The sequence below is a fragment of the Paracoccus marcusii genome, from assembly GCF_006151785.1.
In the GTDB taxonomy this organism is placed as follows: domain Bacteria; phylum Pseudomonadota; class Alphaproteobacteria; order Rhodobacterales; family Rhodobacteraceae; genus Paracoccus; species Paracoccus marcusii.
In genome coordinates, this window is sequence record NZ_VDDD01000027.1 from 1 (window position 1) to 18,463 (window position 18,463).

17 protein-coding genes and 1 pseudogene are annotated in these 18,463 nt (G+C 66.1%); 6 read left to right on the forward strand and 12 right to left on the reverse strand.

The annotated features are described in order from the left end of the window. From FHD68_RS06305 to hisA, 4 genes and pseudogenes are all read right to left on the reverse strand, one after another. A pseudogene (locus FHD68_RS06305) lies at positions 1–253 on the reverse strand (acetyl-CoA carboxylase, biotin carboxyl carrier protein); the annotation flags it as partial. Positions 254–360: 107 nt separating this feature from the next. Further along, on the reverse strand, positions 361–678 hold the full coding sequence (locus FHD68_RS06310) for a phosphoribosyl-ATP diphosphatase (RefSeq protein ID WP_045981259.1): 318 nt from the start codon (positions 676–678) through the stop codon (positions 361–363). After that, complete coding sequence (gene hisF, locus FHD68_RS06315; protein WP_127898659.1) at positions 675–1,436, reverse strand: imidazole glycerol phosphate synthase subunit HisF; 762 nt, start codon at positions 1,434–1,436, stop codon at positions 675–677. The genes FHD68_RS06310 and hisF overlap by 4 nt, the downstream gene beginning before the upstream one ends. A gap of 84 nt (positions 1,437–1,520) precedes the next feature. Continuing rightward, positions 1,521–2,237: a 1-(5-phosphoribosyl)-5-[(5-phosphoribosylamino)methylideneamino]imidazole-4-carboxamide isomerase gene (gene hisA, locus FHD68_RS06320; RefSeq protein WP_127898658.1), complete on the reverse strand. Its 717-nt coding sequence runs from the start codon at positions 2,235–2,237 to the stop codon at positions 1,521–1,523. A gap of 135 nt (positions 2,238–2,372) precedes the next feature. On the opposite strand from hisA, the gene FHD68_RS06325 reads away from it, so the two are divergent. Beyond that, a complete protein-coding gene (locus FHD68_RS06325; RefSeq protein WP_127898657.1) occupies positions 2,373–2,756 on the forward strand; it encodes a DUF2147 domain-containing protein in 384 nt (127 codons plus the stop codon). A gap of 86 nt (positions 2,757–2,842) precedes the next feature. Next, positions 2,843–3,658 (forward strand): alpha/beta fold hydrolase, encoded by an 816-nt coding sequence (locus FHD68_RS06330; RefSeq protein ID WP_127898656.1) that lies wholly within the window; start codon positions 2,843–2,845, stop codon positions 3,656–3,658. Between the two features lie 36 nt (positions 3,659–3,694). Here FHD68_RS06330 and FHD68_RS06335 read toward each other — a convergent pair whose 3' ends face one another. The 3 genes from FHD68_RS06335 to FHD68_RS06345 all read right to left on the reverse strand — a co-directional run bounded on the left by FHD68_RS06335 (position 3,695) and on the right by FHD68_RS06345 (position 6,872). Beyond that, on the reverse strand, positions 3,695–4,870 hold the full coding sequence (locus tag FHD68_RS06335; RefSeq protein ID WP_127898655.1) for an NAD-dependent epimerase/dehydratase family protein: 1,176 nt from the start codon (positions 4,868–4,870) through the stop codon (positions 3,695–3,697). A 113-nt stretch (positions 4,871–4,983) separates the two neighbouring features. After that, positions 4,984–5,652 carry an ABC transporter ATP-binding protein gene (locus FHD68_RS06340; RefSeq protein ID WP_045981253.1) on the reverse strand — a complete coding sequence of 223 codons (669 nt, stop codon included), beginning with the start codon at positions 5,650–5,652 and terminating at the stop codon, positions 4,984–4,986. After that, positions 5,649–6,872, reverse strand: a complete 1,224-nt coding sequence (locus tag FHD68_RS06345) for a KpsE/RkpR family capsule polysaccharide export protein (RefSeq protein ID WP_240542419.1) — start codon at positions 6,870–6,872, stop codon at positions 5,649–5,651. Before FHD68_RS06345 ends, FHD68_RS06340 begins: the two co-directional genes overlap by 4 nt. Positions 6,873–7,153: 281 nt before the next feature. On the opposite strand from FHD68_RS06345, the gene FHD68_RS06350 reads away from it, so the two are divergent. Continuing rightward, positions 7,154–8,065: an ABC transporter permease gene (locus tag FHD68_RS06350; protein WP_052714598.1), complete on the forward strand. Its 912-nt coding sequence runs from the start codon at positions 7,154–7,156 to the stop codon at positions 8,063–8,065. Here the strand turns inward: FHD68_RS06350 and choV are convergent. Genes choV through choX form a run of 3 tightly spaced genes read right to left on the reverse strand, consistent with a single transcriptional unit; the run spans position 8,062 to position 10,908 of the window. Next, positions 8,062–9,066 (reverse strand): choline ABC transporter ATP-binding protein, encoded by a 1,005-nt coding sequence (gene choV / locus FHD68_RS06355; protein WP_127898653.1) that lies wholly within the window; start codon positions 9,064–9,066, stop codon positions 8,062–8,064. The two genes, FHD68_RS06350 and choV, sit on opposite strands and share 4 nt — an antisense overlap. Beyond that, positions 9,063–9,911: a choline ABC transporter permease subunit gene (gene choW, locus FHD68_RS06360; protein WP_045981250.1), complete on the reverse strand. Its 849-nt coding sequence runs from the start codon at positions 9,909–9,911 to the stop codon at positions 9,063–9,065. The genes choV and choW overlap by 4 nt, the downstream gene beginning before the upstream one ends. Positions 9,912–9,966: 55 nt before the next feature. After that, on the reverse strand, positions 9,967–10,908 hold the full coding sequence (gene choX / locus FHD68_RS06365; protein WP_127898652.1) for a choline ABC transporter substrate-binding protein: 942 nt from the start codon (positions 10,906–10,908) through the stop codon (positions 9,967–9,969). An 87-nt stretch (positions 10,909–10,995) separates the two neighbouring features. Between choX and betI the strand changes: the two genes are divergently transcribed. Genes betI through betA form a run of 3 tightly spaced genes read left to right on the forward strand, consistent with a single transcriptional unit; the run spans position 10,996 to position 14,619 of the window. Next, positions 10,996–11,562, forward strand: a complete 567-nt coding sequence (gene betI / locus FHD68_RS06370; RefSeq protein ID WP_045981248.1) for a transcriptional regulator BetI — start codon at positions 10,996–10,998, stop codon at positions 11,560–11,562. Next, the gene (betB, locus tag FHD68_RS06375; protein WP_127898651.1) at positions 11,559–13,004 is read left to right on the forward strand and encodes a betaine-aldehyde dehydrogenase; all 1,446 of its coding nucleotides are present in this window, start codon (positions 11,559–11,561) and stop codon (positions 13,002–13,004) included. Before betI ends, betB begins: the two co-directional genes overlap by 4 nt. Further along, the gene (betA, locus tag FHD68_RS06380; RefSeq protein ID WP_127898650.1) at positions 12,991–14,619 is read left to right on the forward strand and encodes a choline dehydrogenase; all 1,629 of its coding nucleotides are present in this window, start codon (positions 12,991–12,993) and stop codon (positions 14,617–14,619) included. Before betB ends, betA begins: the two co-directional genes overlap by 14 nt. A 33-nt stretch (positions 14,620–14,652) precedes the next feature. Here betA and metH read toward each other — a convergent pair whose 3' ends face one another. Beyond that, a complete protein-coding gene (gene metH / locus FHD68_RS06385) occupies positions 14,653–17,370 on the reverse strand; it encodes a methionine synthase (protein WP_127898649.1) in 2,718 nt (905 codons plus the stop codon). Then, positions 17,363–18,400, reverse strand: a complete 1,038-nt coding sequence (locus FHD68_RS06390; RefSeq protein ID WP_164871435.1) for a homocysteine S-methyltransferase family protein — start codon at positions 18,398–18,400, stop codon at positions 17,363–17,365. Before FHD68_RS06390 ends, metH begins: the two co-directional genes overlap by 8 nt. Positions 18,401–18,463 lie beyond the last annotated feature (63 nt).

Below are 18,463 nucleotides of genomic sequence, written 5' to 3' on the forward strand. Positions count from 1 at the left end.
AGGCGGGCGCAGTGGCCGCGGCGGGCGCCGGGGCGGATGCCTGCGGTGCCGGGGCGGAGGGCGCCGCGGGGCTCTGGGCATAGACGACCTGCTTGCCCTGCTTGGTCAGGCTGACCGTCAGGCGGTCATGCTCGCCGTATTCGCGCTTGACCTGGATCTCGTTCAGCTCGCTGGAGTTCAGCAGCTCGGCCAGCGAGCGGATGAAGGCCACGTCGCCCTCGTGATGCTTGTCGTGGTGGGAATCGTTGCTCATGCCATCCTCTGACGTGTTCTGGTCGGGCCGCGTCCACGCGCGGCGATTGCAGGGCTTATAGCCCCTGTGCCTGCCCAAGGGGAAGGGTCCCGTCGCGCTTTGCGCGCTCAGGCGCCGGGGCGCGCGGCCTTTTCTGCCAGGCCAGAGGTGCCTTCGCGCCGCGTCAGCTCCGCCTCGACGTCCTCCAGCGTGATGTCGCGCGCGGCCAGCATGACCAGCAGGTGGAACATCACGTCTGCAGCCTCGGCGGTCAGGCGGGCGCGGTCGCCCTTGACCGCCTCGATGATCGCCTCGACGGCCTCCTCGCCGAACTTCTCCGCACATTTCTCGGGGCCCTTGGCCAGCAGTCTGGCGGTCCAGCTGCTGTCGGGGTCGGCGGTCTTGCGGTCCTGGACGGTCGCAGCCAGGCGGTGCAGGGCGGTCATGTCAGCCTCATGGGAATGCCGGCGGCGGCCATGTGGGCCTTGGCCTCGGCGATGGTATGCGTGCCGAAATGGAAGATGCTGGCGGCCAGAACGGCGCTGGCATGACCTTCGGTCACGCCCTCGACCAGATGGTCCAGCGTGCCGACGCCGCCGGATGCGATGACCGGAACGTTCACCGCATCGGCGATGGCCCGCGTCAGCGGCAGGTTGAACCCCGACCGCGTCCCGTCCCGGTCCATCGAGGTCAGCAGGATCTCTCCCGCGCCCTTGGCTTCGACCAGTCGCGCGAACTCCACCGCGTCGATACCGGTGGGCTTGCGGCCGCCATGGGTGAAGATCTCCCACCGGCCGTCTTCCACGGTCTTTGCGTCGATCGCCACGACGATGCACTGGCTGCCGAACCGGTCGGCGGCAGCGGCCACCACATCCGGGTCGGCCACGGCCGCGGAGTTGAAGCTGACCTTGTCGGCCCCAGCCAGCAGCAGCGCCCGTACGTCGTTGTGCGTGCGCACGCCACCGCCCACGGTCAGCGGGACAAAGCATTGTTCCGCCGTCCGGGTCACCAGATCGAACATGGTGCCGCGATTTTCATGGGTGGCATGAATGTCCAGAAAACAGATCTCGTCCGCGCCGGCGGCATCATAGGCACGTGCGGCTTCGACCGGGTCGCCGGCATCGACCAGGTCGACGAAGTTCACGCCCTTGACCACGCGCCCGTCGGCGACGTCCAGGCAGGGAATGATCCGGGTCTTGAGCATCGTCGGGGCCTTTGGCTGGGGCTGGTAAGCCCTGGGTTCTAGCGCAGCGGCGGGGGCGGGACCAGTGGTCCGCGCCCGCCCGTGTCAGGCCAGCGCGGCCAGCGCCTGGCGCAGGTCCAGCGCACCGTCGTAAAGCGCGCGCCCCGAGATCGCGCCCGCGATCACCTTGGTGTCGTGAAGCGCCTTCAGGTCGGCCAGCGACGAGACTCCACCGGATGCGATCACGGGAATCGTGACGGCGCGGGCCAGCGCCTCGGTCGCGTGGATGTTGGGGCCGCCCATCGCACCGTCACGGTCGATGTCCGTATAGATGATTGCGGCGACGCCCACGTCCTGGAACCGGCGGGCCAGGTCGGTGGCGTTCACGTCGGTTTCCGTGGCCCAGCCCCGCGTCGCGACCTTGCCTGCGCGGGCGTCGATACCGACCGCGATGCGGCCGGGAAAGGCGTCGGCGGCCTCGCGTACCAGGTCGGGATTCTCGACCGCGACGGTGCCCAGGATCACCCGGGTCAGGCCGCGGTCCAGCCAGGATTCGATCGTCGCCATGTCACGGATGCCGCCGCCCAGCTGGGTGGGGATGTCGGTGGCCGCAAGGATCGCCTCGACCGCCGCGGCATTCACGGGCTTGCCCTCGAAGGCGCCGTTCAGGTCGACCAGGTGCAGCCATTCGGCACCCGCATCCTGGAACGCACGGGCCTGAGCCGCGGGATCGGTGCCGAAGACGGTCGCGGCCTCCATGTCGCCGCGCAGCAGGCGCACGCAGTTGCCGTCCTTCAGGTCGATGGCGGGATAGAGGATCATGGCGGCACGCTCCGGTCTCAAGGGTTGCGCCCCCTTTGCCACGGGGCGGGCGGGAACGGCAAGGGACCTGACGTCATGCTTGCTCGGACGGGGGCAGCCCGCGCAATCTGGTCGCACCCTGAGGAGGAGGGACCCATGCGTCACATCATTCTGGCTGCCACGTTCGCGCTGGCTGCAGGGGCGGCCAGCGCTGACCCGATCGAAGGGGTCTGGCAGACCCAGCCCGACGAGGGTGCGTTCGCCCATGTCACCGTCTCGCCCTGCGGCGGCGCATTCTGCGGCACGATCACCCGGACCTATCGCGACACGGCCGAATACCAGTCGCCCAACCTGGGCCGCCAGATCGTCATCGACATGGCACCCCAGGGCGGTGGCAACTATGCGGGTCGCGTCTGGCGGCCGTCCAACGACAAGATCTATGCCGGCAAGGCCTCGGTCGCGGGCGACCGGATGAGCCTGTCGGGCTGCATCGCCGGTGGCCTGCTGTGCAGCAGCCAGACCTGGGTGCGGGTGAAGTAGCACCGACAGAACAGTGATCGGGGCCGGGCGAACCTGCCGCGGCCCCGACGCGTTCCCTGGGCGAAACAGCAACCAAGGAACGCACCATGCCGATGATTTCCGCGAATGATGGCACGCAGCTTTACGTCAAGGACTGGGGGCAGGGCCGCCCGGTCGTCCTGATCCATGGCTGGCCGCTGACCGCAGACAGCTGGGAGACGCAGGCCCTGGGCCTGGCCGAGGCGGGCTATCGCGTCGTCAGCTATGACCGCCGCGGATTCGGCCGGTCCGAACAGCCTTGGAACGGCTATGATTACGACACGCTGTCGGACGATCTGGCCGCGGTGATCGACGAGCTGGAACTGACCGACGCGGCGATCATCGGATTTTCCATGGGCGGCGGAGAGGTCGCCCGCTATGTCTCGCGCCACGGCGCAAAGGGGGCCAGCCGGTTGGGGTTCATCTCGTCTGTCGCGCCGGGGCTGCTGAAATCCGACGCCAATCCCGACGGTGCCCCGGCCGACCTGTTCGAGGGGATGCGCGACGGGCTGCGCAAGGACCGTCCGGCCTTCCTGCAGGATTTCGCCAAGCAGTTCTATGGCCAAGGCCTTCTGGGCGGCGTCAGTCAGGCCGTTCTGGACTGGACGCAGGGCATGGCGATGATGGCCAGCCCGCGCGCCACGATCGAATGCGTGACAGCGTTCGGGCTGACCGATTTCACCGCGGACGTGGCGCAGATCAACCTGCCCACGCTGATCGTGCATGGCACGGCAGACAAGATCGTGCCCATCGCCGCCACCGCGCATCGGATGGCCAAGATGGTCCCGAGCGCAAAACTGATCGAATACGACAACGCCCCGCACGGGCTGGCCGCCACGCATGGCGAGCGGCTGCTGGACGACCTCAAGGCGTTTCTGGCCTGATCGGGGGCAGGGGGCGGACCGTCCGCCCCCTGTCGCCTATTCTGCCGCCTGCGCCGCGCGCCACTCAGACACGCAGGGGATCTTGTCGCGGTCGCAGCGGTCGGAGTATTTGCGGGCGATGTCACGGACCTCTGACAGCAGACCCTCGGCCAGGGTAATCGGCTGCAGGCCCAACCCCAGAAAGCTGTCGTTGACGACATGCAGGTCGTTCTCGTCAGCCTCGTTGCGAGGGTTCTTCTGGAACGCGACCTCGGTCCCCGTGCGGTCCGAGATCATCTGCGCCAGGTCGCGGACGCGGTGCGTCTCGGTCATCTGGTTCAGGATCTGCACCCGGTCGCCGCGTTTGGGCGGGTTTGCAATGGCCAGTTCGATGCAGCGGCAGGTGTCCTGAATGTGGATGAAGGCGCGCGTCTGGCCGCCCGTTCCGTGCACGGTCATCGGATAGCCGATGGCCGCCTGCATCAGGAACCGGTTCAGCACCGTCCCATAGTCGCCATCATAATCGAAGCGGTTGATCAACCGTTCGTCCATCTGCGTTTCGGCCGTCTGCGTGCCCCAGACGATGCCCTGATGCAGGTCGGTGATCCTCAGGCCGTCGTTCTTGTTGTAGTAGAAGAAGAACAGCGCATCCTGGGTCTTGGTCATGTGATAGATGCTGCCCGGATTGGCCGGGTACAGAATCTGCTGGTCATGGGGTCCCTGCGCGGTCTGCACGGTCACGTCCAGATAACCTTCGGGGATCTTCATGCCGGCGGTGCCGTAGCCATAGACGCCCATCGTGCCAAGGTGCACCAGATGGATGTCCTGACCTGATTCGACGATCGCGGCCAGTACGTCATGCGTCGCGTTCAGGTTGTTGTTGACGGTGTACCGCTTGTGTCGGGCCGATTTCATGGAATAGGGCGCCGCGCGCTGTTCGGCGAAATGCACGATCGCATCGGGCCGTTCACGCTCCAACAGCGCCAGCAGCCGGTCGTAATCCTGACCGACGGTCAGATCCTCTGTCCGGATGTGGTTGCCGGTCACCTCGGCCCAGGCACGGACGCGCTCGCCCAAGGGGCGGATCGGCGTCAGGGAGGCGACCTCAAGCTCCACATCGATCTTGCGGCGCGAGAGGTTGTCGACGATCACGACGTCGTGACCGCGGGCGGACAGGTGCAGGGCCGTGGGCCAGCCGCAGAAACCGTCTCCGCCCAGAACGATGATCTTCATGATATGCCTTGCCGAATGATGCGCTGAATTCATTCAAATCAATATCCATGCGCGCATGCAAGCGCCACCCCCGCAGGGGTTGCGTCATCCGGATGTCATGAAACCGGCGGCAATCAGCCTGTCTGGGCCTGCTGCATGTTGACCATATGCGCCGCGATGGCGTCTTCCAGGTCGGGATAGAAGGTCAGCTTGCCCTGTTCCAGAACCGCCCCTGCGTGACAGGTCTCGCGCAGCATTCCCATCGAATGCGCGACCACGATGGCCCCGGCATTCGACATGCGTTCGTTGAAGACGCGGTTGGACTTGGTGCGGAAGGCCGCGTCTCCCACGGCCGAGACCTCGTCGACCAAGTAGGTGTCGAAGGGCACCGCCATCGACAGGCCAAAGGCCAGGCGGGACCGCATCCCCGAGGAATAGGTGCGGATCGGCAGCTTGAAGTGATCACCCAGTTCGGCGAAATCCTGGACAAAGTACAGCAGCTCCTCGGTGTCCACGCCATAGATGCGCGCGACAAAGCGGCAGTTCTGCTCTCCCGTCAGCTCTCCGCTGAACGAACCGGCAAAGCCCACCGGCCAGCTGATCGTCCCCGTGGACAGCACCTTGCCCGACGACGGCAGCATGGCCCCCGAGATCATCCGCAGCAGCGACGACTTGCCCGCGCCGTTGCGTCCCAGCAGCGCGACCGACACGCCGGACGGAAAGATCGCGGTGATGTCGTCGGCCACCACCTTGTGCTTGCCGTTCAGCGTGTAGGTCTTGCAGAGGTTCTGCAGATAGATCATCGCCGGTCGCGCAGGCTGTAGAAGATCAGGCTGCCGATCACCCACAGCACCGTCAGGAACCCTGCGATCATCAGCAGCAGCTTGGCGCGTTCGGGGAACTCGGCCTCCTGTGCAAGCGTCGGGCGGATGTACGGCGCCAGGTAACGCGACTGGCGCACGGCCTCGGCCCGCGCGGTCTCGAAGCCGGCAAGGGCCGCGGTATAGGTGGCCTCGGCGAACTGCCGGTCGACGGTCAGGATCTCGAACTGGCCCACGACATCGGACAGGGCCTCCTCGCCGCCGGTCGACCCGAACTTTTGCCGCTCGGCCTCGATCTGGTCGCGGATGACTTGGATGCGCAGTTCGGCCTGGCCGATCCGCGGGTCCTCGGGCTGCGCGTTCGCCTGCAGCAGGCCCAGGCCGACCAGCTGTTCGGCCAGTTGCTGCTGCAGCGATGTGACGACGCCGATCTGACCCTGCACGTCGGCCACCGGGTCCACCAGCTGATAGCGGTTGCGGAACTCGGTCACCTTCTGGCGGGCCTCGCGCAGGCGATCCTGCGCCCGATCCAGCTCGTCGCGGGCATAGCGCAGGGCATCCTCGCGGGCGATGTCGTTCAGGCGGTTGATCAGGATGCCGCCCTCTTCCAGGATCGCGTTGGCGATGGTCTGGGCGTCCACAGGGTCGAAGGCCAGGATGCGCAGGTCGATCATCCCGGAATCGTAATGGATGCGGACCTTCCGCTCCCATTCCTCGACCAGGTCCTCCAGCGACGGCCCGCCGTTGAAGCCGAAAATCGGATCGCCCGGCGCCTTGGACCAGACCTCGCGCAGGTCGATACGGGCATTGACCCGTTCGACCAGGTCACGGCTCTGGATGAACTTGTAGAGGATGTCGGTGTCGCTGGTCGAACTGGACGTGACCCCCACCAGAGACCCCAGCCCACCCAGAACGTCCGCCGGGCTGGGCGCGGATTCGCTGCGGACCGAGAAGCCGACATAGGACGCGTACTGGTCCGATGCGCGCGTATAGATGTACACGGCGCTGAGGAGGACAGGAATGATCACCATCAGGACAAAGCTGATGGCCATGCCGTAATGGCGCCGATGCAGGCGCGCCGGACCGGCCGGGGGCAGAACGGGCTGCTGCATCGCGGCCTGGATGCGGGCCTGCATCTGCGGATTGTGCTGGCCGGGGCGGATCACCTGCTGGCCTGCGCCCTGACCGGGGCGATGGACCATCTGGCCACCCTGCTGGCCCTGCGGGCGGGGCTGACCTGCGCCCGGTCCCTGGGGCCGCAGCGGTTGACCCTGTCCTGCCTGACCCTGGGTTGCCCCCTGACCCTGTGCGGGGCCCTGGGGGCCTTCCTGCGGTGCGGTGGCACCGGGGGGCGTGTTCCTGTGGGGACCGGAGTTGGAATCCTGGGCGGACATGCGCTTACCCCGCCTGCCTTGTTGATCTTGCTGGCGCCGTCATACATAAGCGCGCAGAACAGTTCCAGCACCGATCCGTTGCCAGGATCGTGAGCAGCGCAAACGCGCCCCCGGCGCCATCCGTGATCCGCATGTCCCAGTCCACCACGCCCCGACACGGCCCGCCCGCCGCCCCCCTGCCGCAGCGCAAGACCGCGGCGCAGGGCCCGCGCGTCCTCAAGGAGGTGCGAAAGCACCGCAGCTTCGCCAGCCTGCGCGCCATCACGGCGCTGATCCTGCGCGAGGTCCAGACCAGCAACGGTCGCGCCTCGGGGGGGTATTTCTGGGCGGTCGCGGAACCTGCGGGCGGGATCATGCTGCTGACGCTGATCTTCTCGGTCACCTTCGCGCTGCCGCCGATCGGGACAAGCTTTGCGATGTTCTATGCCACCGGGATGGTGCCGTTCCTGGGATACATGGACATCTCGAACAAGGTCGCGTCCTCTGTGCGCTATTCGATGGCGCTTCTCAGCTATCCGGCGGTAACCTTCATGGACGCGCTGCTGGCACGGATCGCCTTCAACGCGATCACCCAGGTTATGGTGGCCACAGTGATCTTCACGGCGATCATGATGACGTCGGAGACCCGGACCGACCCGCAGATGGACCTGATCGCGATCGGCCTGGCGATGATGATCCTGACGGGTGCCGCCATCGGCGTCATGAACTGCTTCCTGTTCGAGGCGGTCAGTTGGTGGCAGCCCCTGTGGGCAATCTTCATGAAGCCGTTCTTCCTGCTCTCGTGCATCTTCTTCATGTTCGACGATGTGCCCCAGCCCTATCAGGACTGGCTGTGGTGGAACCCGCTGATCCATGTCATCGGACAGATGCGGCGGTCGTTCTATCCGCAATATGCCGGCGAATACGTCAGCTATACCTATGTCTTCGGGCTTGGCCTGGGGCTGTTCGCCTTGGGGTTAGCGCTGCTGGTCCGGTACCACCGCGACCTGCAGAACAGCTAGCCCCGCGGGTCGATCAGGCGCGCCAGGACCGCGGCCTGCGTGATGCGCCCGCCGCCCTGAACGGACAGGGCCGTGCGATCCGCCAAGAGGCCCATGACCGCGCGCACCGGCATGTCGCGGGGCACGGGCTCTCCCTCGGCGGTGCCGGGTTCGGCAACGTCTTCGGCTGTCAGCACGCCAAGCGGGTTCATGTGCGCCACGAAATCGGCGACATAATCGTTGATCGGATTGGCGATGATCTCTCTGGCCGTTCCGATCTGCACGATGCGTCCGCCCTCCATCAACGCGATGCGGTTGCCCAGCTTGAAGGCCTCGTCCAGGTCATGGCTGACGAAGATGATGGTCCGCCCGGTCTTGGCTTGCAGCTCCAGCAGTTCGTCCTGCAGCCGGGCGCGGATCAGCGGGTCCAGCGCACTGAACGGTTCGTCCATCAGCAGGATCGGCGCCTCGGTCGCAAAGGCGCGGGCCAGGCCGACGCGCTGCTGCATGCCGCCGGACAGCTCTCCGACCTTGCGGTCGGCCCATTCCGACAAGCCCACGGTCGCCAGATGGCCTTCGATCTTGCTGCGCCGTTCGGCCTGCGACATGCCCGCCAGTTCCAGCCCAAGGCCGACATTGTCGCGCACCGTGCGCCATGGCAGCAGGCCGAAGGCCTGGAACACCATCGCTACGTCGCGCAGGCGGATGTCGCGCAGCGCCCGGCTGCCGGCTGCGGTCACGCTGACCATCTGACCGCCGCGCTTGATGCGGACCTCGCCACGGCAGACGGGGTTCAACGCGTTCACCGCCCGCAGCAGCGTGGACTTGCCCGACCCCGACAGGCCCATCAGGACCAGGATCTCTCCATCGGCCACCGACAGGCTGCAATCGTGGACGCCCAGCACCTGCCCGGTTTCGGTCTTGATGGGGCCGCGGTCCAGACCCTCGTCCATCAGGGGCAGGGCGCGGTCGGGGTGGTCGCCGAAGACGATGCAGACCCGGTCGAATTCGACGGCGTTCATTTGCGGCCCTCCATGCGCAGCATCCGGTCCAGCAGGATGGCGACGACGACGATCACCATGCCCGATTCGAAGCCCAGTGCGGTGTTGACACTGTTCAGTGCCCGCACGACCGGCACCCCCAGGCCCGATGCACCGACCAGCGCGGCGATGACGACCATCGACAGCGACAGCATGATGGTCTGGTTCAGCCCGGCCATGATCTGGGGCAGGGCGCTTGGCAGTTCCACCTTCCACAGCAGCTGGCGGGGGGTGGCGCCGAACGCGGTCGCGGCCTCGACCAGTGCAGGCGGGGTCGTGGCGATGCCCAGTTGCGTCAGCCTGATCGGCGCGGGCAGCACGAAGATCACGGTGGCCAGCAGGCCCGGCACCATGCCGATGCCAAAGAACACGATGGCCGGGATCAGATAGACGAATGTCGGCAGCGTCTGCATCAAGTCCAGAACCGGGCGCATCCAGGCGTACAGCCGGGGCCGGTGCGCGCAGGCGATGCCGATGGGCACGCCCACCGCCATGCAGACGATGCAGGCCGACAGCACCAGCGTCAGCGACTGCAGCATTTCGGACCAGTAGCCCTGGTTCAGCACGAACAGCAGCCCGAACATCACCAGCAGGCAGGTGCCCAACCGCCGCTGCAGCGCCCAGGTCAGCGCCACGGCCAGCGCGATGAACAGGAACGGGTTCGGCGCCTCCAGCCCCGTCAGGATGGCGTCGATCAGCGCCTCCATCCCGGTCGAGATCGCATCAAACAGCCCGGCCGCATTGGCGTTCAGCCAGTCAAAGACCGTCTTTGCGGTCCGTCCCACGGGGATCTTGGTGTCGGTGACCCAATCGGTCAGCTGTTCCATGCCTGCACCCTCTATGACGTTGGGGGCCCCGGCGGCACAGCGCCGGGGCGGGGGGTCATTGCGCCAGCGCCTCGGTCAGCGCGGTCTGGGGGTCGTTGCCGTCGGCGGTGGTCACGTCGACCAGCCAGGGGGTGGCCGCGTCCGGGTTGGCCGCCAGCCAGTCGCGGGCGGCGTCCATCGGATCCTGACCGTCGTTCAGGATCGCGCCCATGACCTCGTTCTCCATGGTCAGGGTGAACTCAAGGTTGGTCAGGAACTTGCCCACGTTCGGACATTCCGCGACATAGCCCGCGCGGGTGTTGGTGCGAACCTCGGCGCCGCCAAGATCGGGGCCGAAGATCTCATCCCCACCGGTCAGATAGGTCATCTCGAACTGGGCGTTCATGGGGTGGGGCTCCCATCCCAGGAAGATCACCGGCTGATCGCTGTTGGTCGCGCGCTGGACCTGGGCCAGCATGCCCTGTTCGCTGGATTCGACGACCTCGAAGGTGCCCAGGTCGAACTTGTCCATCGCCACCATCTCAAGCAGCAGGCGGTTGCCGTCGTTGCCCGGCTCGATGCCATAGATCTTGCCGTCCAGCGCCTCGCTCTGCGCGGCGATGTCTGCGAAATCGGCGATCCCCAGGTCGGCACCGGCCTTGTTTGTGGCCAGCGTGTACTTCGCGCCGGTCAGGTTGGTGCGCACCGTGTCGACCATGCCCGCGTCGCGATAGGGGGCGATGTCGGCCTCCATCGTGGGCATCCAGTTGCCCAGGAACACGTCCACGTCGTCCGTGGACAGCGCCGTATAGGTCACCGGGACCGAGAGGATGCGTGTCTCGGTCTCGTATCCCAGGGCCTGCAGGACCGTCGACGCAATGGCCGTGGTCGCGGTGATGTCGGACCAGCCCACGTCGGAAAACACCACCTCTCGGCAGCTGTCGGGCTCCTGCGCGGCGGCGGGCAGCGCCAGCGCGGGCGTCATCGCAAGGACCGCGAGGATGCGGGAAAGGGTCATGATGGGCTCCCTGTTCTTGATTGTTCAGTCAATTAACGTTACATGGAAACGGCAACGCAACAGAAATCTTCCGCCGCAGGTGCAATCATGCCTAAACTCGGGGCCGAGCCTATCCGAAAAGCAGCGCTGATCAATGCCGCGATCTTCGAGGTGGGGCGCGCGGGGTCGCTGGACGTCACCGTCGCACAGATCGCCAAGCGTGCCGGCATGTCGCCGGCGTTGGCCCACCATTACTTCGGATCCAAGGACCAGATCTTCCTGGCGGCGATGCGGTATATCCTGCGCAGCTATGGGCAATCGGTCCATGACCGCCTGCCGGGGCGGGGTGCACGGGGGCGGTTGGATGCGATCATCCACGCCAGCTTTGCGCCCCAGAACTTTCAGCGGGAGACGGTCAGTGCGTGGCTCAATTTTTACGCACTTGCGCTGAACTCTCCCGAGGCCGCGCGCCTGTTGCGGGTCTATCACCGCCGGCTGCATTCGAACCTGATCGTGGCGCTGCGCGGCCTGACCGACCACCCCGAGCGCACCGCCGAGACATTGGGTGCGCTGATCGACGGCGTCTATCTGCGCGCGGTCCTGACCCCCGGTCCGACCGATGCCGACGTGGCGCTGAACACCATCATGACCTATCTGAAGGAGGCCCTTGCATGAGCCTTTCCGCACAACCCACCGCATCCCTGTTCATCGGCGGCAAGTCGGTCGAAGGGCAGGGTGCCGACCTGCCCGTCCGCTATGCGTTGACCGGCGAGACCATCGCGACGCTGAAGGAGGCATCGACCGACCAGGTGGCCCAGGCCTGCGCCGCCGCCAAGGCCGCCCAGCCCGCATGGGCCGCGATGGCGCCCGTCGAGCGGGGCCGCATTCTCGGCCGCGCGGCCGCGATCATCCTTGAGCGCAACGACGAACTGGCGCGCCTTGAGACCCTGGACACCGGCAAGCCGATCCAGGAGACGTTGGTGGCGGACTGGCCGTCGGGTGCCGCGGCACTGGAATATTTCGCGGGTCTGGCGGCGACGCTGACGGGCCAGATGATCCCCCTAGGGGCGGACTGGGCCTATACCCGCCGCGAGGCCCTGGGTGTCTGTGCAGGCATCGGGGCCTGGAACTATCCCAGCCAGATCGCCTGCTGGAAAGCCGCGCCGGCCTTGGTCATGGGCAACACCATGGTCTTCAAACCCTCCGAGGAAACGCCGCTAGGGGCCCTGAAACTGGCGGAAATCTTCATCGAGGCAGGGATGCCTCCGGGCGTGTTCAACGTGGTGCAGGGCCGGGGCGATGTCGGTGCCGCGCTGGTCACCGACCCCAACGTGGCCAAGGTGTCCCTGACCGGTTCGGTGCCCACCGGCCGCCGCGTCTATGCGGCCGCCGCGGAAGGAATGCGGCATGTCACGATGGAGCTGGGCGGCAAGTCGCCCCTGATCGTCTTCGATGACGCGAACCTTGAGGACGCGGTCAGCGCCGCGATCCTGGCGAACTTCTACAGCTCGGGGCAGATCTGCTCCAACGGAACGCGCGTCTTCCTGCAGGAGGGTATCAAGGAGGACTTCCTGGCCCGCCTGGCGGAGCGTGTGAAGGCCGTCCGCATGGGCGATCCGCTGGACCCGGACACCAATCACGGCCCGATCATCAATGCGGCCCAGGCCGACAAGATCCGCGCCGCCATCCGCGCCGGGCGTGACGCCGGGGCCCGGCTGGTCTGTGGCGGAGAGGGCGAGGGGCCGTTCATCCCGCCCACGGTCTTTGCCGATGCCACCGACGACATGACCATCGCGACGGACGAGATCTTCGGGCCCGTCCTGACTGCTCTCAGCTTTGCCGACGAGGACGAGGTGATCGCCCGTGCCAACGGCACCGGCTTTGGCCTGGCCGCGGGGGTCTTTACCCAGGACCTGTCCCGCGCCCATCGCGTGGTCGCTGCGCTGGAGGCCGGCACCTGCTGGATCAACACCTACAACCTGACGCCGGTCGAGATGCCCTTTGGCGGCGTCAAGCTGTCCGGTCTGGGCCGCGAGAACTCCGCCGCCGCGATCGAGCATTATAGCCAGCTGAAATCCGTCTATGTGGGCATGGGAGGCGTCGATGCACCCTACTGATCTTCCGAAAGCCGCCAAGGACGCGGATTATGTCATCATCGGCGCGGGCAGCGCCGGCTGTGCCCTGGCCTATCGCCTGACCGAGGCGGGACGCACCGTCACGCTGATCGAGTTCGGCGGCAGCGATGTCGGCCCCTTCATCCAGATGCCGGGCGCGCTGTCCTATCCGATGAACATGAGCCGTTATGACTGGGGCTTTGCCAGCCAACCGGAACCGCATCTGGGCGGGCGCAAGCTGGCGACGCCGCGCGGCAAGGTCATCGGCGGATCGTCGTCGATCAACGGCATGGTCTTCGTGCGCGGCAACCCCAAGGATTTCCAGCATTGGGCCGACAGCGGCGCCGCGGGCTGGGACTATGCGGGCGTCCTGCCGTATTTCAAGCGGATGGAGACCTGGCACGGCGGCATGTCGCCGGTGCGCGGCACCAGCGGGCCACTGCACATCACCCGCGGCAAGCGCAAGAACCCGTTGTTCAACACCTTCATCGAGGCGGGTCACCAGGCAGGATGGCCACGCACGGACGATTACAACGGCACCCAGCAGGAGGGTTTCGGCCCGATGGAGGCCACCATCTGGAAGGGCCGCCGCTGGTCCGCCGCCAATGCCTATCTGCGTCCCGCGAAAAAGACCGGCCTGCTGACCGTCGTGCGCGGTCTGGCGAACCGCATCCTGTTTCAAGGTAAGCGCGCCTATGGCGTTGAAATCGAACGCAACGGCAAGGTCGAGGCCGTTCTGGCGAACCGCGAGGTCATCATCTCGGCCAGCACCATCAACACGCCCAAGCTGCTGATGCTGTCGGGCATCGGGCCTGCGGATCACCTGCGCCAGCATGGCATCACGCCACTTGCGGATCGTCCCGGCGTCGGGGGCAACCTACAGGACCATCTTGAGATCTACATGCAGTACAAGTCGCTGAAGCCGGTGACGCTGTATACCTATTACAACCTGCTGGGCAAAGGCCGCGTGGGTGTCGAATGGCTGCTGCAGAAGACCGGCCTTGGCGCATCGAACCAGTTTGAGAGCTGCGGTTTCATCCGATCGTCGGATGCCAAGGACTATCCCGACATCCAGTATCACTTCCTGCCGTTGGCGGTCCGTTATGACGGGAAATCGGCGGCCAAGGGTCACGGGTTCCAGGCCCATGTGGGGCCGATGCGGTCGAAATCGCGCGGCACCATCCGGCTGGCATCGGGCGATCCGTCCGTGGCGCCCGAGATCCGCTTCAACTACATGTCCCAACCCGAGGATTGGGAGGAGTTTCGGGCATGCGTCCGCCATACGCGCCGCATCTTTGACGCCCCCGCGTTCAAGGAATACCGCGGCGACGAGATCCAGCCCGGCGATTCCGTGCAGACCGATGAACAGATCGACGCGTTCATCCGCGAACATGCGGAATCGGCCTATCATCCCTGCGGCACCGCCCGCATGGGTGCCGCCAGCGATCCCGACGCGGTCGTGGACCCCGAACTGCGCGTGATCGGGGTCGAGGGCTTGCGCGTCGCGGACAGCTCGATCTTTCCACGCATCACCAACGGCAACCTGAACGGCCCGTCGATCATGACGGGCGAAAAGGCCGCCGATCACATCCTGGGCCGCCAGATGCTGCGCGCCTGACAAAGAAAGGCCCGCAGCGATGCGGGCCGTTCCCTATGCCGCGTCGGCCTCTGCCTGACGCTTGGTGTAGTTGAGGACCGGGGCCAGCCAACGTTCGGCCTCGTCCAGGGTCCAGCCCTTGCGCGCAGCGTAATCGCGGGCCTGATCCTCCTCGATCTTGGCGACGCCGAAGTAATAGCTGTCGGGATGGCTGATATAGAGGCCCGAAACCGACGATCCCGGCCACATCGCCATGCTTTCCGTCAGTGTCACGCCGGTCGCAGCTTCCGCGTCCAGCAATTTGAAAAGCGTCAGCTTTTCGGTGTGGTCGGGTTGGGCCGGATAGCCCGGCGCGGGACGGATGCCGGTATAGGGTTCGGCCGCAAGTTCCTCGGGTGCAAAGCCCTCGTCCTTGGCATAGCCCCAATAGTCGCGCCGCACGCGTTCGTGCAGCAACTCGGCCATCGCCTCGGCGATGCGGTCGGCCAGCGCCTTGACCATGATCGCGCCGTAGTCGTCGTTGGCGCGTTCATAGCGTGCGGCGATCTCTGCCTCTTCGGGGCCTGCCGTGACGACGAAACCACCGACATGGTCGGGGATGCCTTCGGGTGCCACGAAGTCGGACAGGGCCACGTTGGGCCGGTCGCCACGCTTGGTGACCTGCTGGCGCAGCGTGTGAAGCATGGCCTGCGTCTCCGACCGATCGTCGCCGGTGAACAGGCGGATGTCGTCGCCGACCGCGTTCGCGGGCCAGAAACCGACCACGGCGCGCGGCTTGAACCATTGGCCGTCGATGATCCGGGCCAGCATCTCCTGCGCCTCGGCGAACAGCTGGCGGGCGGCCTCGCCCTGCTTTTCGTCGTCAAGGATGCGCGGATAGACGCCCTTCAGCTCCCAGGTCTGGAAGAACGGCGTCCAGTCGATATAGCGTGCGATCTGGGCCAGGTCCCAATCCTCGATCACCCGCGCGCCGGTGAAGGTCGGTGCGGTGGGCACATAGCCGCTCCAGTCGATCTTCAGCGCATTGTCGCGCGCCTTGGCCAGCGGCAGGCGCGATTTCGATGCCTCGGACCGCTCGTGCCGGTCGGCGACGGCGGCATAGTCGGCCCGGATCTCGTCGACATAGGCGGCCTTGCGGTCGGTCGACAGCAGGTTGGAGGCGACGCCCACGGCCCGGCTGGCGTCGGTCACATAGACCGCCTGGCCGCGCGTGTAGCGGGGCGAGATCTTGACCGCCGTGTGGATCTTGGATGTCGTGGCGCCACCGATCAGCAGGGGAATGTCCATCCCCTCGCGCTCCATCTCGGAGGCCAGGTGCACCATCTCGTCCAGGGACGGGGTGATCAGGCCGGACAGGCCGATGATGTCCACGTTCTCGTCGCGGGCGACCTGCAGGATCTTCTGCGCCGGGACCATCACGCCCAGGTCGATGACCTCGAAGTTGTTGCAAGCCAGCACGACGCCGACGATGTTCTTGCCGATGTCATGGACGTCGCCCTTGACGGTCGCCATCAGGATCTTGCCCGCGGTCTCGCGTTCTGTCCCGCCGGACAGGCGCTTTTCCTCCTCCATGTAGGGCAGAAGGACGGCCACGGCCTGCTTCATCACGCGGGCGGATTTCACCACCTGCGGCAGAAACATCTTGCCCGCGCCGAACAGGTCGCCCACCACGTTCATCCCCGCCATCAGCGGGCCTTCAATCACGTGCAGCGGACGTTCGGCGGCCTGCCGGGCTTCCTCGGTGTCGGCTTCGATATATTCGGTGATGCCGTTGACCAGCGCATGTTCCAGCCGCTTGTCCAGCGGCCATTCGCGCCAGGACAGATCCTTTTCGCGCTTGGCCCCCTGACCGTCGCCGCGGAACCGCTCGGCGATCTCCAGCAGGCGTTCGGTGCCGTCGGGGCGGCGGTTCAGGACGACATCCTCGCAGGCCTCGCGCAGATCGGGGTCGATCTGGTCATAGACGGCCAGCTGGCCCGCATTGACGATGCCCATGTCCATCCCCGCCTTGATGGCATGGTACAGGAACACGGCATGCATCGCCTCGCGCACCGGTTCGTTGCCGCGGAAGCTGAAGGACAGGTTCGACACGCCGCCCGACACATGCGCATGTGGCAGGTTCTGGCGGATCCATCGCGTCGCCTCGATGAAGTCGACGCCGTAGTTGTTGTGCTCCTCGATGCCCGTCGCCACGGCGAAGATGTTCGGGTCGAAGATGATGTCCTCGGGCGGAAAGCCGACCTCGTTCACCAGGATGTCGTAGGCGCGCTGGCAGATCTCAATCTTGCGGGCGGCGGTGTCGGCCTGGCCCTGCTCGTCGAAGGCCATGACCACGACCGCCGCGCCATAGGCCAGGCACAGTCGCGCCTGATGGCGGAACTGCTCCTCGCCCTCCTTCATGCTGATCGAGTTGACGACCGGCTTGCCCTGCACGCATTGCAGGCCCGCCTCGATCACCTCCCATTTGGAACTGTCGATCATGATCGGCACGCGGGCGATGTCGGGTTCGGCCGCCAGCAGGTTCAGGTATTCGACCATCGCGGCCTTTGAATCGATCAGGCCCTCGTCCATGTTGATGTCGATGATCTGGGCGCCGTTCTCGACCTGATCGCGGGCGACCTCCAGTGCGGTGGCATAGTCGCGCTCCTTGATCAGCTTTCGGAAACGCGCGGAGCCGGTGACGTTGGTGCGTTCGCCAACGTTCACGAAGGGGATGTCGGGCGTCAGGACAAAGGGCTCCAGCCCCGACAGGCGCAGGTAACGATCAGGCATAGGCGGGCATCTTTCTGGGGGCGAAGGGGGCCACGGCATCGGCGATGGCGCGGATATGATCGGGCGTGGTGCCGCAGCAGCCGCCAACCACGTTGACCAGCCCCGCGCGCGCGAATTCGGCGACCTGCGGGGCGGTGTCATGGGGGCCTTCGTCATACTGGCCGAAGGCGTTGGGCAGGCCGGCATTGGGATAGGCACAGATCAGCGTGTCGGCCACGCCCGACAGCTCAACCAGATGCGGCCGCATGGCCGAGGCGCCAAGCGCGCAGTTCAGGCCGATGGTCCAGGGGTTCGCATGGCGGACCGAATGCCAGAACGCAGTCGGCGTCTGGCCCGACAGGGTGCGCCCCGACGCGTCGGTGATCGTGCCCGAGATCATCATGGGAAGACGCTGGCCGTGTTCCTCCATCGCCTGGATGCAGGCAAAGATCGCGGCCTTGGCGTTCAGCGTGTCGAAGATCGTCTCGATCAGCAGGATGTCGGCACCGCCGGCGATCAGACCCTTGGCCTGCTGCAGATAGGCGGCGCGCAGGTCCTCGAACGTCACGGCGCGGTATCCGGGGTCGTTGACGTCCGGGCTCATCGAGGCTGTGCGGTTTGTCGGCCCGATGGCGCCTGCGACGAAACGGGCCCGCCCGTCTTGGGCCGTCGCGCGGTCCAGGGCACGGCGGACGACGCAGGCGCCCTCGACGTTCAAGTCGTGGACGGCCTCGCCCAGACCATAATCGGCCTGCGCAATGGTGGTCGCGGAAAATGTATTCGTCTCGACGATATCGGCGCCGGCCATCGCATAGCGGTAATGGATCTCCTCGACCGCCTCGGGCTGGGTCAGGATCAGCAGGTCGTTGTTGCCCTGCTGGGGGTGATCGGTGTGATGGCGGCAGACATGACCGGACCCGTGGCCCGTATAGTCGTCCTCTCCTAGGCCAAGGGCCTGGATCTGCGTGCCCATCGCGCCGTCCAGGATCAGGATGCGTTCGGATGCGGCCTTGTTCAGGGCCGCAAAGGCGGGGGATGGGGGCAGGGACATGGGATCAGGCCTTTCGGTTTCAGCCCGTGATATAGGCGTTCCGCGTCCCATCGGCAAATTCAT

Bases quoted from the DNA above. Each gene is read 5' to 3' on its own strand.
- FHD68_RS06310 (WP_045981259.1), bottom strand. From the start codon at position 678: ATGACCGCCCTGCACCGCCTGGCTGCGACCGTCCAGGACCGCAAGACC.
- hisF (WP_127898659.1), bottom strand. From the start codon at position 1,436: ATGCTCAAGACCCGGATCATTCCCTGCCTGGACGTCGCCGACGGGCGC.
- hisA (WP_127898658.1), bottom strand. From the start codon at position 2,237: ATGATCCTCTATCCCGCCATCGACCTGAAGGACGGCAACTGCGTGCGC.
- FHD68_RS06325 (WP_127898657.1), top strand. From the start codon at position 2,373: ATGCGTCACATCATTCTGGCTGCCACGTTCGCGCTGGCTGCAGGGGCG.
- FHD68_RS06330 (WP_127898656.1), top strand. From the start codon at position 2,843: ATGCCGATGATTTCCGCGAATGATGGCACGCAGCTTTACGTCAAGGAC.
- FHD68_RS06335 (WP_127898655.1), bottom strand. From the start codon at position 4,870: ATGAAGATCATCGTTCTGGGCGGAGACGGTTTCTGCGGCTGGCCCACG.
- FHD68_RS06340 (WP_045981253.1), bottom strand. From the start codon at position 5,652: ATGATCTATCTGCAGAACCTCTGCAAGACCTACACGCTGAACGGCAAG.
- FHD68_RS06345 (WP_240542419.1), bottom strand. From the start codon at position 6,872: ATGGTCCATCGCCCCGGTCAGGGCGCAGGCCAGCAGGTGATCCGCCCC.
- choV (WP_127898653.1), bottom strand. From the start codon at position 9,066: ATGAACGCCGTCGAATTCGACCGGGTCTGCATCGTCTTCGGCGACCAC.
- choW (WP_045981250.1), bottom strand. From the start codon at position 9,911: ATGGAACAGCTGACCGATTGGGTCACCGACACCAAGATCCCCGTGGGA.
- choX (WP_127898652.1), bottom strand. From the start codon at position 10,908: ATGACCCTTTCCCGCATCCTCGCGGTCCTTGCGATGACGCCCGCGCTG.
- betI (WP_045981248.1), top strand. From the start codon at position 10,996: ATGCCTAAACTCGGGGCCGAGCCTATCCGAAAAGCAGCGCTGATCAAT.
- betB (WP_127898651.1), top strand. From the start codon at position 11,559: ATGAGCCTTTCCGCACAACCCACCGCATCCCTGTTCATCGGCGGCAAG.
- betA (WP_127898650.1), top strand. From the start codon at position 12,991: ATGCACCCTACTGATCTTCCGAAAGCCGCCAAGGACGCGGATTATGTC.
- metH (WP_127898649.1), bottom strand. From the start codon at position 17,370: ATGCCTGATCGTTACCTGCGCCTGTCGGGGCTGGAGCCCTTTGTCCTG.
- FHD68_RS06390 (WP_164871435.1), bottom strand. From the start codon at position 18,400: ATGTCCCTGCCCCCATCCCCCGCCTTTGCGGCCCTGAACAAGGCCGCA.